Annotated in this window: 10 protein-coding genes; 6 read left to right on the top strand and 4 right to left on the bottom strand. The window is 74.9% G+C overall.

What is annotated here, in order from left to right; translation table 11 throughout:
• Together F1544_RS00005 and F1544_RS25970 are read left to right on the top strand one after the other, a co-directional pair.
• Positions 1 to 2,960 (top strand): SNF2-related protein (locus tag F1544_RS00005; RefSeq protein WP_208971023.1); only part of this gene is annotated, 2,960 nt, incomplete at its 5' end.
• A complete protein-coding gene (locus F1544_RS25970; protein ID WP_167580770.1) occupies positions 2,961 to 3,809 on the top strand; it encodes an SWIM zinc finger family protein in 849 nt (282 codons plus the stop codon).
• Positions 3,810 to 3,842: 33 nt separating this feature from the next.
• Here F1544_RS25970 and F1544_RS00015 read toward each other — a convergent pair whose 3' ends face one another.
• The 3 genes from F1544_RS00015 to F1544_RS00025 form a co-directional block, all read right to left on the bottom strand.
• Complete coding sequence (locus F1544_RS00015; RefSeq protein WP_167581292.1) at positions 3,843 to 5,498, bottom strand: glycerol-3-phosphate dehydrogenase/oxidase; 1,656 nt, start codon at positions 5,496 to 5,498, stop codon at positions 3,843 to 3,845.
• Positions 5,499 to 5,741: 243 nt separating this feature from the next.
• Entirely contained in the window at positions 5,742 to 7,274 is a 1,533-nt protein-coding gene (glpK, locus tag F1544_RS00020) for a glycerol kinase GlpK (RefSeq protein ID WP_167580771.1), read from the bottom strand.
• A 35-nt stretch (positions 7,275 to 7,309) separates the two neighbouring features.
• A complete protein-coding gene (locus F1544_RS00025) occupies positions 7,310 to 8,158 on the bottom strand; it encodes an MIP/aquaporin family protein (protein ID WP_167580772.1) in 849 nt (282 codons plus the stop codon).
• A 167-nt stretch (positions 8,159 to 8,325) separates the two neighbouring features.
• Here F1544_RS00025 and F1544_RS00030 point away from each other — a divergent pair, with 167 nt between their 5' ends.
• From F1544_RS00030 to F1544_RS00045, 4 genes are all read left to right on the top strand, one after another.
• Positions 8,326 to 10,077, top strand: coding sequence for an EAL domain-containing protein (locus F1544_RS00030; protein WP_167580773.1), 1,752 nt, complete (start codon positions 8,326 to 8,328; stop codon positions 10,075 to 10,077).
• A gap of 105 nt (positions 10,078 to 10,182) precedes the next feature.
• A complete protein-coding gene (locus tag F1544_RS00035; protein WP_167580774.1) occupies positions 10,183 to 11,421 on the top strand; it encodes an MFS transporter in 1,239 nt (412 codons plus the stop codon).
• 23 nt (positions 11,422 to 11,444) lie between these two features.
• Positions 11,445 to 12,341, top strand: coding sequence for an SDR family NAD(P)-dependent oxidoreductase (locus F1544_RS00040; protein ID WP_167580775.1), 897 nt, complete (start codon positions 11,445 to 11,447; stop codon positions 12,339 to 12,341).
• Between the two features lie 68 nt (positions 12,342 to 12,409).
• Positions 12,410 to 14,053 (top strand): SpoIIE family protein phosphatase, encoded by a 1,644-nt coding sequence (locus F1544_RS00045; protein WP_167580776.1) that lies wholly within the window; start codon positions 12,410 to 12,412, stop codon positions 14,051 to 14,053.
• Positions 14,054 to 14,156: 103 nt separating this feature from the next.
• Here the strand turns inward: F1544_RS00045 and F1544_RS00050 are convergent, their stop codons facing one another.
• Complete coding sequence (locus tag F1544_RS00050; RefSeq protein WP_167580777.1) at positions 14,157 to 15,821, bottom strand: FAD-binding oxidoreductase; 1,665 nt, start codon at positions 15,819 to 15,821, stop codon at positions 14,157 to 14,159.
• Positions 15,822 to 15,844 lie beyond the last annotated feature (23 nt).

Consider the following 15,844-nt stretch of genomic DNA (forward strand, 5'->3'; position numbering starts at 1 on the left):
GCGGTACGCTCACCGTCCTGCTCCCGACGACGCCCGCGGGCCGCCCGGTCGCCTCGACCGCCCGGCCGCGCGACGACCTCGTCCTGCGCCCGGTGCCCCTGGCCGTCGTGGAGCTGCGCGGCGACGAGGTGCTGGCCGTGCTGGCCGAGGTCGAGCGGCTGACCCGGCGGGGCCCCGCGGAGGCGGTGGCGAGCGACGGGCTGCGCTGGCTGGCCGCCGTGGCCCGCGGCGCGCGGACCGTGCTGGACGCCGGCCGCGTCGTCCCCGACCTCGCGGCGGTCCGTCGCCCCCGCGGGGGCGCCCCCGCGGAGCCCGAGCTCTCCGCCCGCTGGGTGCCGCTGCCGGACCGGCGCTGGACGCGCTGGCGCACGACCGTCGCCGAGGCGGCGCCGCCGGTCCTGCGCGCCGAGGTCGACCCCGCCGGCCCGCCCGGCCGGACCCCGCCGCGCCCCGCCGTCGAGCTCCTCGACGAGGTCGCGCAGCTCGTCGTCGACCTCACGGCCGCCCGCCGCACCGAGCGCGTCCTGCCGGGCCCCGCCCCGGCGGCGCCCGCGGTGCGGGCCTGGCTGACGGCCCTGCGCACCGGGGCGCCCGTGGCCGGCGGCCCCACCCTGACGGCGTTCGCCCGGCGCGTGCACGACTGGCAGCGCAGCGGCGAGCAGGAGGGCTACGAGCTCGTGCTGCGCGTCGTCGAGCCCGAGCCGTGGGAGGAGGACGTGCTCGGCTCGTCGGTCTGGGGCGACCCGCCCGCCGACGAGGTGGAGGACGGGGAGGTGGAGGACGGCGGGGACGGTGGCGTCGAGGAGCCGGCCGGCTCGTGGACGCTGCAGGCGCGCCTGCGCCCCCTCGACGACCCGAGCCTCACGCTGACCCTCGCCGAGGCGCGGGCCGAGCGCGGCGGTGACGGCGAGGACCCGCTGCTCGTGCTGCTGACCGGCACGGCCCGCGCGGGTGCCGCCCACCCGCCCCTGCGCCGGCTGCTGACCGGGGCGGCCGACGCGGACGTCGAGCTCGGTCTGGCGGACCTGCTGGACCTCGTCGAGGCCGGCGGCCCGCAGCTCGCGGCCGCCGGGATCGCCCTGCAGCTGCCCTCGCGCTGGACGCGGCCCGACCTCACGTTCTCCCTGTCCAGCTCCGCCGCCCAGCCCGGGGCGATCACCGACCCGTGGGTGCGCAGCGAGGACGTGGTGGCGTTCCGCTGGCAGGCCGCGCTGGGTGGCGCGGACGTCGACGAGGCGGAGCTGCGCGCCCTCGCGCGGGCCAAGTCCGACCTGGTGAAGTTCCGCGGGGCGTGGGTCCACGTCGACCGGGAGGCGCTGCGGCGCAGCGCGGAGTTCCTGCGCCGCCGCGGGTCCGGCCGCGCGAGCGTGGCGGACGTCCTCGGGTCCGTCGGGTCGTCGCGGACCCTGCCCGGCCCGGTCACGGCCGTGCGGGCCGACGGTGTCCTGGGGGAGCTCCTGTCCGGCGAGGCCGAGCAGCGCCTGGACCCCGTCCCCGTCCCCGCCGGGCTCACCGCGCAGCTGCGGCCCTACCAGCACCGCGGCCTCACCTGGCTGGCCGCGATGTCCCGCCTGGGCCTCGGGGCCGTGCTCGCCGACGACATGGGCCTCGGCAAGACGGTGCAGCTGCTGGCGCTGCTGCTGCACGAGCACGAGGTCTCCCCCGGCGGCGGGGCGACGCTGCTCGTCTCCCCCATGTCGGTCGTCGGGAACTGGGAGGCCGAGGCGGCCCGGTTCGCCCCCGGCCTGCGGGTGCACGTCCACCACGGCACGGCCCGCCCGCGCGGGGAGGAGTTCCTCGCCCTGGCCGCGGAGCACGACCTCGTGGTGACGACCTACGGGCTGCTGGTGCGCGACGTCGAGGACCTCGCCCGGGTGCCGTGGCGCCGCGTGGCGCTGGACGAGGCGCAGCACGTCAAGAACTCCGCGACCCGCGCGGCGCGCGCCGTCCGGGCGATCGGCGCCCGGCACCGCGTGGCCCTCACGGGAACTCCCGTGGAGAACCGCCTCGAGGACCTGCGCGCGGTCCTGGACACCACGAACCCCGGCCTGCTGGGTTCCGCCGCGACGTTCCGCGACACCTTCGCCGTACCCATCGAGAAGCTCGGCCACACCGAACCCGCCCGCCGGCTCGCGCTCATCACCCGGCCGTTCGTGCTGCGGCGCCTCAAGACCGACCCGCTCGTGGCCGGGGACCTGCCCGAGAAGATCGAGATGACGGTGCGCGCCAACCTCACGCCCGAGCAGGCCGGGCTGTACCAGGCCGTCGTCGACGCGATGCTCGCGAAGCTGCAGGACGCGGAGGGCATGGAGCGCCGCGGGCTGGTCCTCTCGACCCTCACCCGCCTCAAGCAGGTCTGCAACCACCCCGCCCACTACCTCGGCGACGGCTCGCCGCTGCTGCACCGGGGCCGGCACCGCTCGGGCAAGCTGCAGCTGCTGGACGACGTCGTCGACGCCGCGCACGCCGACGGGGAGAAGGTGCTCGTGTTCACGCAGTTCGCCGCGTTCGGCCGGATGCTCGCACCGCACCTGGCCGAGCGCACGGGCGCCGAGGTGCCGTTCCTGCACGGCGGTGTCGGGCGCCGCGAGCGCGACGCGATGGTCGCCGGGTTCGCGGAGCCGGGCGGCCCGGCCGTCATGCTGCTCTCGCTCAAGGCCGGGGGGACGGGCCTGAACCTGACGGCCGCGAACCACGTCGTGCACGTGGACCGGTGGTGGAACCCCGCGGTGGAGGACCAGGCCACCGACCGCGCGTACCGGATCGGCCAGCACCGCCAGGTGCAGGTCCGCAAGGTCGTCAGCGCGGGCACGGTCGAGGAGCGCATCGACGCGATGATCACCCGCAAGAAGGACCTCGCCGAGACGGTCGTCGGGCGCGGCGAGGGCTGGATCACCGAGCTCGACTCCGACGCCCTCGCCCAGCTCGTGGCGCTGGGCGCCGACGCGGTCGGTGAGTGAGTGGACCTCGACTCCTTCGGCAAGCGGCGCCCGGGCACGGGCCGGCCGCTGCGCGCGCAGCGCGGCCGCATCGCCCGGACCTGGTGGTCGCAGCACTTCGTGGCCGCCCTCGAGGACGGCGGCGACCGCGGCCGGCTCTCGCGCGGACGCACCTACGCGCGGGCCGGGCAGGTCGGCGAGCTGCGCCCGCAGCGCGGGGCGGTCACCGCCCGCGTCCAGGGCAGCCGGGACCGCCCCTACGTCGTCGAGGTCGGCGTCCGGCGCTGGTCGGCCACGGAGGTCGAGGCCGTCGTCGCGGTCGTCGTGGAGAACCCGCTGCTGCTCGCGCCCCTGTTCGCGGGCGACGTCCCGCCCGCGCTCGTCGGGCTGCTCGAGGAGGTCGGCGTCGACCTCCTGCCCGCGGCGGGCGACGTCACCTACGACTGCAGCTGCCCCGACGACGGGGAACCCTGCAAGCACGCCGCGGCCCTGGTCTACGTCCTCGCCGAGCGCCTCGACGACGAACCCGCGACGGCCCTGACCCTGCGCGGCGTCGAGCTCGCGGAGCTGCTGCGGCGCATCGAGGACGCGGCCTCGGGGCCGTCCGCCGCCCTGGAGGACCTGGGCGCCTTCACCGCGACGTTCCACCGCGCCACCGGTCCCGTGCCGGACGTCCCGATCGGCCCGCACGTGCCGGGCCGCACGGTCGTCGACGACCTCGACGAGGTCGTCCTGGGCCCCGGCGCGGCGGGGATCGCCGACACCCTGCGCCCGGCCTACGCGGCGCTCGTGCGGCGGGGCCGCGGCGCGCGGGCCTCAGGAGCTGGAGAACCCGGGGACGCACGAGGGCCCGGCGCCGGGAGAGCCTGAGCTCCCCCGGCGCCGGGCCCCGGGTGCGGGACGTCAGGCGGGCACGATGTCCGGCGCCCCGAGGCGCACGGCGTCCGCGCTCGCGTCGTCCGGCTCCTCCTGCGACGCGCGCTCGGCCGCGACGCGCTGCAGGTAGTGCTTGATCTCCGTGGCCCGGCGCTCGGCGTCCCAGCCCAGCGCGTCGCCCATGAGGTCGGCGACCAGCTCGGCGCTCTCGGTGCCCCGGTCGTAGGTCTCGATCGAGATCCGGGTGCGGCGGGCGAGGACGTCGTCGAGGTGCTGCGCCCCCTCGTGGGTGGCGGCGTAGACGACCTCGACCTGCAGGTAGTCGTCGGCGTGCGGCAGGACCTTGCCGAGCTCCGGGTTCGCGCGGACCATGTCCAGCAGCTCCGTGACCAGCGAGCCCTGCCGGTTCAGCAGGTGCTCGACGTGGTCGACGTGGATGCCGGCCTGCGCGGCCAGGACGTGGCGCTGGTTCCACAGCGCCTGGTAGCCCTCGGCCCCGACGAGCGGCACGTTCTCCGTCGTCGACGCGGGGACCTTCCCGTCGAGACCGTCGACCGCCACGTCGACGGCGTCCTTGGCCATGACGCGGTACGTCGTGTACTTGCCGCCCGCGACGACGACGAGCCCCGGGACGGGGTGCCCGACGACGTGCTCGCGCGAGAGCTTGCTCGTCGACTCCGACTCCCCCGACAGCAGCGGCCGCAGCCCGGCGTAGACGCCCTGCACGTCGGCGCGCGTCAGCGGGGAGTTCAGCACCGAGTTCACGTGCTCCAGCACGTAGTCGATGTCCGCGCTCGTGGCCGCCGGGTGCGCCTTGTCCAGGTCCCAGTCGGTGTCGGTCGTGCCGATGATCCAGTGCCGGCCCCAGGGGATGATGAACAGCACGCTCTTCTCGGTGCGCAGGATCATGCCCGTCTTGGACTGGATCCGGTCGCGCGGCACGACGAGGTGGATGCCCTTGGAGGCCCGCACCTTGAACTGCCCGCGGGCGTTGACCAGCTCCTGCGTCTCGTCGGTCCAGACGCCGGTCGCGTTGATGACCTGCTTGGCGCGCACCGTGATCTCGGTCCCCGCCTCGAGGTCCACGAGCACCGCGCCGATGACCCGCTCGCCCTCGCGGACGAACTCCTTGACCCGGGTGCGGTTGGCGATCAGCGCGCCGTACTGGGCCGCGGTGCGGGCGATCATCATGGTGTGCCGGGCGTCGTCGACCTGGCCGTCGTAGTACTGGATCGCGCCGACCATGGCGTCCTTGCGGATGCCGGGGGCCTCGCGCAGCACGCCCTTGCGGCTGAGGTGGCGGTGCAGCGGGAAGCCCTGGTTGTTGCCCGACGACAGCGCCATGCCGTCGTAGAGGGCGATGCCCGAGCCGATGTAGGGGCGCTCGCGCACGCGCTTGGTCAGCGGGTACAGGAACGGCACCGGCTTGACCAGGTGCGGGGCGAGCTTGTTGCGCAGCAACCCCCGCTCGCGCAGCGCCTCGTGCACGAGCGCGAAGTCGAGCATCTCGAGGTAGCGCAGACCGCCGTGGACGAGCTTGGAGGAGCGGCTCGAGGTGCCGCTGGCCCAGTCGCGCGCCTCGACGAGGCCCGTGCGCAGACCGCGCGTGACGGCGTCCAGGGCGGCACCCGTGCCGACCACCCCACCGCCGACCACGAGCACGTCCAGCTCACCGTCCGCCATGTCGCGCAGTGCGTCCACCCGTGCCTGCGATGACAGTGCCTTGCTCTCCACGTCCAGCTCCCTCGGTCCTCGCTCGGTGTCCTCTTCGGGTCGGGCCCGGCCGTGCCGTGCCCGGTGGTGCGCGTACCGCCCCGCCCGCTCCGCCTCGCAGCGGGACCTGCTGGTGCCATGGTGCGCGCCGGTCCCGCGGTCGGCGCGGGCGGGGGGAGGCCCCCCGCCCGCACCGGTCGTCCGGGGCTCGCGTCAGTCGACGTCCACCCAGTTCAACGTCCGCTCGACGGCCTTCTTCCAGCCGGTGTAGCCGTCCTTGCGCTGGGTGTCGTCCCAGCTCGGCTCCCAGCGCTGACCCTCGTTCCAGTTCTCGCGCAGCTCGTCGGTGTCCTTCCAGAACCCGACGGCCAGGCCGGCCGCGTAGGCCGCGCCCAGGGCGGTCGTCTCGGCCACGACGGGCTTGGAGACGGGCACGCCGAGGATGTCGGCCTGCAGCTGCATGCACAGCTGGTTGGCCGTGATGCCGCCGTCGACCTTGAGGATCTCCACGGGCACGCCGGAGTCCTTGGCCATCGCCTCGGTGACGTCGCGGCTCTGGTAGCAGATGGCCTCGAGCGTGGCCCGCGCGATGTGGGCGTTGGTGTTGTAGCGCGAGAGCCCGACGATCGCGCCGCGGGCGTCGGAGCGCCAGTACGGCGCGAACAGCCCGGAGAAGGCCGGGACGAAGTAGCAGCCGCCCGAGTCCTCCACCGACGCCGCGAGCGTCTCCGACTGCGACGCACCGGAGATGATCCCGAGCTGGTCGCGCAACCACTGCACCGCGGAACCCGTCACGGCGATTGAGCCCTCGAGCGCGTACACGGGCTTGTCGTCGTTGAACTGGTAGCAGACCGTCGTGAGCAGGCCGGCCTCCGAGCGCACGAGCTCCTCGCCCGTGTTCAGCAGCATGAAGTTGCCGGTGCCGTAGGTGTTCTTCGCCTCACCCGGCGCGAAGCAGACCTGGCCGACCATCGCGGCCTGCTGGTCGCCGAGGATGCCCGTCAGCGGGACCTCGCCGCCCAGGGGGCCGCTCGCGAGCGTCGTGCCGTAGCCCTCGGTGCACGAGGACGGCTTGATCTCCGGCAGCATCGCCCGCGGGATGCCGAAGAAGCCCAGCAGCTCGTCGTCCCAGTCGAGGGTCTCGAGGTCCATGAGCATGGTGCGGCTGGCGTTCGTCACGTCGGTGACGTGGACGCCCCCGCGGACCCCGCCCGTGAGGTTCCAGATCAGCCACGAGTCGGTGTTGCCGAAGACCGCCTCGCCCTTCTCGGCGGCCTCGCGGACCCCCTCGACGTTCTCGAGGATCCACTGGATCTTCCCGCCGGAGAAGTACGTCGCCGGGGGCAGCCCGGCCTTGCGGCGGATGACCTGACCGCGCTCGTCGCGGTCCAGCGCTGAGGCCAGCCGGTCGGTGCGGGTGTCCTGCCACACGATGGCGTTGTAGTACGGGCGGCCGGTCGTCTTGTTCCACACCAGCGTGGTCTCGCGCTGGTTGGTGATGCCGAGGGCGGCCAGGTCGCTCGCGGTCAGCTTCGCCTGGCGCAGACCGGACTGGATCACGGAGCTGGTCCGCTCCCAGATCTCGATCGGGTCGTGCTCGACCCAGCCGGGCCTGGTCATGATCTGCGTGTGCTCGAGCTGGTACTTGGCGACCTCGTTGCCGCCGTGGTCGAAGACCATGAAGCGGGTGGAGGTGGTGCCCTGGTCGACGGCGCCGACGTACTGCGGGGTGTCGCTGCTGGCCATGGTGGGGGTGCTGCCTCTCTGCAGGGGGGGTTCGGTCAGTCGTCTTCGGAGGGGATCCGGCCCGCGGGCTGGTCCTCGGCCACGTCGTCCTCGTCGGGCAGGTGCCGCTCCACGACGACGCGGTACAACCCGCCGCCGATGAGCGCACCGAGCACGGGGCCGACGATCGGCACCCAGAAGTAGAGCTGACCGCCGGGTTCGCGCATCGCCGTGCCGTAGCCCGTGATGAACTCCGCGACGCGGGGGCCGAAGTCGCGCGCCGGGTTGATGGCGTAGCCGGCGTTGCTGCCCCAGGCCATGCCGATGCCGACGACGACGAGACCGATGATGACGGGGGCCAGGTTCGCGCCGGGCGGCGTCGCCCGGAGCTCGGTGATGGCGAAGATGAGGAACACGAGGATCGCGGTGCCGACGACCTGGTCCAGGAACGCCGTGCCGATGCTCACCCCGGTGCCCGGGAGGGTCGAGAAGATCCCCTGGGACGTGAAGGTGTGACCCGGGTCGACCGTCGCGATCGCGTCGTCGTAGGTCCAGCGGACGATGAGGGCCGCGACGAAGGCGCCGAGGAACTGGGCGACCGCGTAGGGCAGCACCTTCGCCCAGGCGAAGCCCTTGTAGACCGCCAGCGCGATGGTGACCGCCGGGTTGAGGTGGGCGCCGGTGGTGCGGCCGGCGACGTAGATGCCGAACATGACGCCGAAGCCCCAGGCCCAGTGGATCGAGTCCGCGTCGCCGTTCTGGCCCGCGACGACCTGGGCGACGACGCCCACGCCGAAGAGGATGAGGATGGCCGTGCCGGCGAACTCCGCCAGGAGCTCGCCCAGGAGGGTCGGTCGTCTCGGGACGGTCCTGGTCGCAGTCTGCGTGGAACTGCGCTCTGCCATGGATAACTCCCCGTTGAGTCGAGATGCACGGCTGATCGCCGCCCGCCGGACGTTAGGAGGCCCGCCGGAGGCCGTCAACGACGCCGGTTCGACGATGTCGAACACCTGGGGGCCTCCTGGGGCCGGCCGCGGCTCAAGCCGGGTCCCCGACGTGCCGATGGCCCGTCGTGACCGTCGTCAGCCCCCACCGCGCCGCCCACCGGGCCGGCGCGGCGGCGACGGCTGCGGCGGGCACCGGAGAACTGGCCCGGGTGCTGGGCTCCGGCGGGCTGCGCACGGTCTTCCAGCCCGTCGTCGACCTCGCCACGCGGGCGCCGGTGGCCTTCGAGGCCCTCGTCCGCGGCCCCGTCGGATCGCACCTGCAGACCCCCCATCAGCTGTTCGGCGCGGCCGCGGCCGAGGGGCTGCTGCCCGCCCTCGACGACGCCTGCCGGCGCTCCGCGCTCGGGCACGCCGGCGCCGCGGGTCTCGGCGCCCCCTGGGCCCTCTTCCTCAACCACCAGCCCGAGGCGGAGCTGGGCGAGCCCTCCCCCTCCCCGACGGCCGCGGGTCCGCGCGTGCTCGTCGACCTGCCCGCGCACGCGCTCGCCGCGCACCCGGCCGCCGTGCTGCTGCTCGTGGAGCGGCTGCGCCGTCGCGGCTGGGGCGTCGCCCTGGACGACGTCGGCGCCGACCTCGCCGTGCTGCCCCTGCTGCCCCTCGTGCGTCCCGACGTCGTCAAGCTCGACCTGCGCCTGCTGCGCACCCAGCCGGAGTGGTCGGTGGCCACGGTCGTCGCGGCCGTCGGCGCCCAGGCCGAGCGCGACGGCACCCTCGTGCTCGCCGAGGGGGTCGAGACCGAGGACGACCGCCTCGAGGCCCTCGCGCTCGGCGCGAGCCTCGGCCAGGGCTGGCTCTTCGGCCGCCCCGGCGACCTCGCACGGCAGCTCGCCGCGGCGACCGCTCCGCACGCGCCCGTCCCCGTCGTGCCGCGCGCACCCCTGCTCGGGCCGGGGACCGCCTTCGACGTGGTCGCCGGACGCTCCCGCGTCCGGACCGCCGACCGCGCGCAGCTCGCGGCCGCGCGCCACCACGTGGAGCTGCACGCCCTGCAGTCGGCGCAGCCGCACCTCGTCGTGCCGGCCGCCCCCGCCGGGGACCCGCGCGACGACGTCGCGGTCCTCGGGCCGGGCACCGCCACGGCCCTGGTCACCCGCCGCCTGGACGACGAGCACGTCGAGCTGGTCGTCACCCACGACCGCGACCTCGTGGCCGCGGTCGTCGCCCGGCTGCTCGTCGGGCGCGACGCCGACCCGGCCCCCGCGGAGCCCGGCACCGCCCCGGCCGACGCGCCCGACGGCGGAGCGGCCGACCTCGACGCGGTCGGCCTCGACGCGGACGAGACCACCCCCGACGACACCACCCCCGACGACACCGCGCTCACCTCGGGCTCCGAGCTCACCGCACTGGTGCAGCAGGCCCTGGACGCCGACCGGCGCCGCGGGAGCGGCTGCGCGCTGCTCCTGCTCGGCACCGACGTCACCCGCCCCCGCACCGGTGCGGCGGACCCCGGCGCCCCCGGCGAGGACGCCGCGGGCGGCGAGGACCCGTCCGCGGCGGTCGTGCGGCGGCTACGGTCGTCGGTGCGCTCGGCCGACCGGTGGATCCCCTTGGGCGAGCACCTGCACGCCGTCCTGCTGACCGGCCTGCCGCTGCCCGTGGCGGAGGGCGTCGTCGACCGCGTGGCCGACGCCCTGCTGCACGCGCTGGAGTCCTCGGCCCTGACCGCCCCCGAGCGCAGCGGCGTCCGGGTCAGCATCGGGGCCAGCCTGGCGCCGTTCCGGGCCACGACGTCCGCCGACGCGATCGCCCAGGCCGTGTCCGCGCTGGCGGCCGCGCGCTCGGCCGGCGGGCACTGCGCCCGCATCTGGCCCGTCTGAGGCACCGGCGCGACTGGACCGTCCAGCCGGGACACCTCGCGCACCGACCTGGCAGAGTGGCGGGGGCGCGTCAGGCGCCTCCGGCGACGATCTGAACAGGTAGTGATGAAGGACTACGTCCACCTGCTGCGCAACCCGCGCGCGGCACGGCCCTTCGCCGCGGCGGTGCTCGCCCGGCTCCCGATCTCCATGGCCCCGCTCGGGCTGGTCCTCCTGGTGGAGACGCTGCGCGACTCCTACACGCTGGCCGGCGTCGTCACCGGGGCTTTCGCGGTCGGCGTCGCCGTGGGCTCCCCCGTCTGGGGCCGCGCGCTCGACACCTACGGGCAGCCGCGGGTCATCACCACCTCGGCCTGCACGAGCGCGGCCTTCCTCCTCGCCCTGACGGCGGCCACCGCCCACCTGGCCGTCCCCGCCGTCGTCCTCGTCGCCCTCGCCGTGCTGGTCGGGCTGACGTTCCCGCCCGTTAGCCCCGCGATGCGCGCCGCGTGGCGGGTCGCCCTGCCCGACCCCCGCCAGCAGCGGCTCGGCTACGCGCTGGACGCCTCCGCGGTCGAGACGCTGTTCGTCACGGGCCCGCTGCTGCTGACCCTGATCCTGGCCGTCGGCCCCTCCGTGGCGCCGATGCTCGTCACGGTCGTGATCCTCGCCGGCGGGGGGATCCTCTACTCCCGCACGGCGGCCGCGCGCTCCTCGCGCCCCGAGCCGCGCGACGCCGCCTCCGCGGTGGGCCGCTCGGGCGACGGCCGTCCCGTCGCCCTGGAGAAGGGCATCCCGCTCACGCTCGTCGTGCTCGCGGCGATGAGCGTCGGCTTCGGGCTGCTGGACGTGTCGCTGGCGGGGCTGGCGGAGCAGGTGCTGGGCTCCTCCGACAAGCTCGGCTTCCTCTTCGCGGGCATCGCCGGGGGCAGCGCGCTCGGCGGGCTGATCTACGGCGGGCGCCAGTGGCGGGCGCCCGAGCGGCTGCGCGTGCCGGTCTCCCTCGGCGGGTTCGGGCTGATGCTCGTCGTGCTCGCCGCGGCGGCCGCCACCGACGACCCGCCCATGGGGCTGCTCGTCCCGGTCCTCTTCGTCACGGGTCTGTTCATCGCCCCGAACCTCATCGTGCTGCAGAGCCTCGTCGACGACCTGGCCCCCTCGCATCGCCTGGGCGAGGCGCAGGCGTGGCTCTCGACGGCCGTCACGGCGGGGGCCGCGGTCGGCAACGCGCTCGCCGGCCTGCTCATCGACCGGGGCGGCCCGCGGGAGTCCCTGGCCGTCGCCGCGGTCGCGGTGCTCGCGGCCGCGGGCATCGCCCTGCTCGCCCAGCCGCGCTGGCGCACGGTGCTGCAGCCCACCACCTGACGCGGGTCGTAGGGTCCTCCACCATGACCAGCGAAGCGACGCCCACCCCCCCGGCGCCCGAGGGCCGGACGTCCCCGGCGGGCGGCACGGCCCCGGCTGGACCGACGGGCGGCGGACGGCCGACCGCCCTGGTCACCGGCGCCACCGCCGGACTGGGCGCGGGCTTCGCCGACCGGCTGGCCGCGCGCGGGCACGACCTGGTGATCGTGGCGCGCGACGAGGCCCGGCTGGCGAGCACGGCCGAGCAGCTGCGCCGCCGCCACGGGGTGGCCGTCGAGGTGCTCGCCGCGGACCTCTCGGACCGGGACGCGCTGGAGCGGGTGGCCCGCCGCGTCGCCGACCCCGACCGCCCGGTCGACGTCGTGGTGAACAACGCGGGCTTCGGCCTGCGGCAGCGCTTCGTCGACGGCGTGCCGGCCGACCACGAGCGGATGTTCGACGTGCTGTGCCGGGCGGTCATGGTGCTGTCCCGCGCGGCCGTCGGCGCGATGGTCCCCCGGGGCCGGGGCCACGTCCTCAACGTCGGCTCGGTCGCGGGCCTCGTGCCCGGCGGCGGGCACTACTCGGCCGCGAAGGCCTACGTCATGGTCCTCACCGAGACCCTCGCCGGGGAGCTGCGCGGCACGGGCGTCAGCGCCACCGTGGTGGAGCCCGGCTACGTGCGCACCGAGTTCCACGACCGGTCCGGGATGCGCAAGGGCGGGCGCTCGGCGATCAGCGACCGCGTGTGGCTGGACGTGGACGACGTCGTGGACGCGGCGCTGGACGACCTGTTCGCGGGCCGCGGCGTCAGCATCCCGACGCGGCGCTGGACCATGGTCGCGACGGTCGTCGACGTGCTGCCGCGCGCCTTCGTCAGCCGCGTCTGGAACCGGATGCCCGGCGGGGCCGCCCGCCGGTACCCCACCTCGGGCGCCTGAACCGGTCCGACTCGCAACGATCCGTGATGCGGTGTGTGCGGAGAGTCATCATCTAGTAGCGTGGAGCCATGCCCGGGCCCACCCCGCTGGACACCGCGGGGTCGGCCCCGCAGGAGGCCGCGCGTCTCGCGGCTCTGCGCGACTACGTCGACGTGGAAGCCACCCCGCCGCCCGAGCTGCAGGCCGTGGTGCGGCTGGCAGCCCGGGCGACGGGGCTCTCCACCGCCGTCGTGAACATCATCGACGAGAGCCTCCAGCGGCAGCTGGCCACCGAGGGCTGCGAGCGGGCCGACTGCGCCCGCGAGGACTCCATGTGCAGCACGAGCATCTGGGTCGGCGGGGTCGTCCACGTGCCCGACGCGCGGCGCGACGTGCGCTTCGCGGCCAACCCGTGGGTGGACGGCCGGCTCGGGGGCATCCGCACCTACGCCGCGGCTCCCCTGCTGACCCCCGGCGGCCAGGTCCTCGGCACGCTCTGCGTCTTCGACAGCGACCTGCGCACCGTCACCGCGGCTCAGCGCGACGAGCTCGCCGACCTGGCGACGCTCGTGGTCGCCCTGTTCGACCGGGAGCGCCGCGGGCGGCGGGAGGCGGCGGCCGCCGTCGAGGCCGAGGCCGCCCGGCGCGCCGCGGAGTCCGCCCGGGCCCTGCAGGACGCCCTCCTGCCGCACCGGCTGCCCAACTCCGAGGCGGTCACCCTCACCACGCGCTACCTGCCCGCGGCCGTGGGCTCGGACGTCGGCGGCGACTTCTTCGACGCCGTGCGCACCGACCGCGCCTTCGTCGTCGTCATCGGCGACGTCCAGGGGCACAACGCGGCCGCGGCCGCCCTCATGGGGCAGGTCCGCACCGCGGTGAGCGCCTACGTGCGCGAGGGCCACGGCCCCGCGGCGGCGCTGGAGCGCACCAACGCCCTGCTCGTCGGGCTCGGCGCGGAGCTCTTCGCGACGTGCTGCCTGCTCTCCCTCGACGAGCGGACGGGCGAGGTCACCGTGGCCAGCGCCGGGCACCCGCCGCCCCTCGTCTTCGGCGGCCGCGGGTCGCGCACCCTCGACGTGGACCCGGGTCCCCCGCTCGGCGTGCAGGCCGACGCGACCTACCCCTCCAGCACGCACCGGCTGCGCTCGCGCAGCCGCCTGCTCCTGTACACCGACGGCGTCGTGGAGTGGGAGCGCGAGGAGGGCGGCCAGAGCACCACGGCCCTGGAGGCGGTGCTGCAGGAGCACGCCACCGCCTCGGCCGAGCGGGTCGCCGACCACGTCCTGGCCCCCGCCTCGCGGGCCATGGTGGACGACGCCGCCCTCGTCGTCCTGGACTACCTCGGCCCCGACCCGACGACGCGCGAGGTGCGGCTGCTGCTGCCGGCCGACGCCCGCGCGGTGGCCGCGGCGCGCGACCACCTGCGCACCACCCTGGCCGACTGGGACCTGCTCGAACCCGCCGACGCGGCCGAGCTCGTGGTCTCCGAGCTGGTGACCAACGCCCTGCTGCACACGGGTTCCAGCGCGGCGCTGACCCTGCGCCACGACGTGGAGCACGCGATGCTGCACGTCGGCGTCGAGGACACCTCCACGCGCCACCCCCAGCCCCGCGAGAGCGGCGACGAGGCCACGGGCGGGCGGGGCATGCACATCGTCGAGGTCGTCTGCGAGCGCTGGTGGGTCGCGCCGCGCGGCGACGGCAAGACGGTCTGGGCCGAGCTCACGGCCTGACGCACCGCTGGTCAGACGCCGACGGCCGGGCCCGCCGCGTGGCGGGAACCCGGCCGTCGGCCGTCGTGGTCAGGTCGAACCAGGCGAACCAGGTCCAGTCAGGTCAGTCGACGATGGCCCCGGGGTTCAGGTTGCGGCCCGGGTCGACCGCGCCGAACAGCGCGCCGATGATCTCCTCGCCGGCCCGCGAGATGTCCTCCGCGAGCCAGCGCTTGTGCTCGCGACCCACCGCGTGGTGGTGCGACAGGGTCCCGCCGTTGTCGATGAACGCCTGCTGGATCGCCGACTTCACGATCTCGTACTCCTCCAGGCCCTCGCGGTCACCCGTGGCGGCGAAGGCGAACGTGAAGTACTGGCACGCCCCCGTGTGGTAGCTGTGCGACAGGTGGCAGAACACGAAGCCCTGCACGCCGATCTCCGCGAACGCCTTGTTCGCGGCCGCGACCACGTTGTCGTGCAACGACTTCAGCGTCGTCCACGGGGAGCTCGTCTCGGACACGTCACCGTAGGCGCCGCGGTCGAGGATGAAGTCGCGGATGTAGGGGGTGTCGAACTTCTTCTGGTCGTACAGGCTGCCCGGGCCGGAACCCACGCCGAACCCGCCGTGCTTGCCGACGATGTCGGACACGATCGACTTGCTGCGCCGCACGTGCGCCGAGGAACCCTCGAACCCGATGAACGACAGGCACATCTTCGACAGGTCCATGCCCTTGCGCTTGCTCGCGTAGAGCTGCACGCCCTTGTTGAGCAGCTGACCGACGGCGCTGCCCTTCTTGGACGTGGCGAGGGTGAACTGCGTCTCGTTCTCGTCCGAGACGCGCGTGATCGACGGGTACGCGTCGGAGGCCGCGATGTCGTGCATGGCCTTGAGGCCGCTGGCGTAGTCGGGGAAGAAGTACGCCTGGATGACGCGCTCCTCGGCCAGGCGGTGCACCTGGACGGTCGCCTCGGTGATGATCCCCAGCCGGCCCTCGCTGCCCAGCACCATCTCCCGCACGCTCGGGCCCGTCGACTCCGACGGGACGCGGCGCGTGGCGACGATCCCGCGCGGGGTGACCACGCGCACCGCCTTGGTGATGTCGGCGATGTCGCCGAAGCGGTCGGACTGCATCCCGGAGGAGCGCGTCGCGATCCACCCGCCGAGGGTCGAGTGCTTGAAGCTGTCGGGGAAGTGCCCGATGGTCCAGCCGCGGACGTTCAGCTGCTCCTCGAGGTCCGGGCCGAGGGCCCCGGCCTGGATGACCGCGTACTGGGAGGTCTCGTCGACCTCCAGCACCTGGCGCATCCGGCCCATGTCGAGGGAGACGACCGTGCGGGTCTCCTCGCGCGGCGCCTCGAGGCTGCCGACGATGTTCGAGCCGCCGCCGAAGGGGATGAGGACGAGGTCGCGCTCGAGCGAGAGCCGCAGCACGGCCTCGACCTGCGCCTCGTCCGCGGGGTAGAGCACCAGGTCCGGGACGCGGCCGAAGTCGCCGCGGCGGATGCGGATGAGGTCGCGCATGCTCTTGCCGTAGGTGTGCACGACGCGGTCGAGGTCGTCGCCGTGGACGTGCTCAGCGCCGAGGAGCCCGACGAGCGCCTCCTTGACGTCCGCGGGGGCCTGCGAGGCCGGGACCGACAGGTCGGCCAGGTCGGGCACCTGGACGGGCGGCTGGTTGAAGTCGATGCCGGCCACGCGCTGGACGAAGGGGGCGAGCTTGGGCTTGTCCTCGTGGTGGAAGGCGACGCCCTCCTGGCCCCAGCCGTACCACTTCATGTGCTCGACCACTGCGTCTCCCCTGCGTGTGCGCG

It is taken from the genome of Kineococcus rubinsiae, from assembly GCF_011839805.1.
Taxonomy (GTDB): Bacteria; Actinomycetota; Actinomycetes; order Actinomycetales; family Kineococcaceae; genus Kineococcus; species Kineococcus rubinsiae.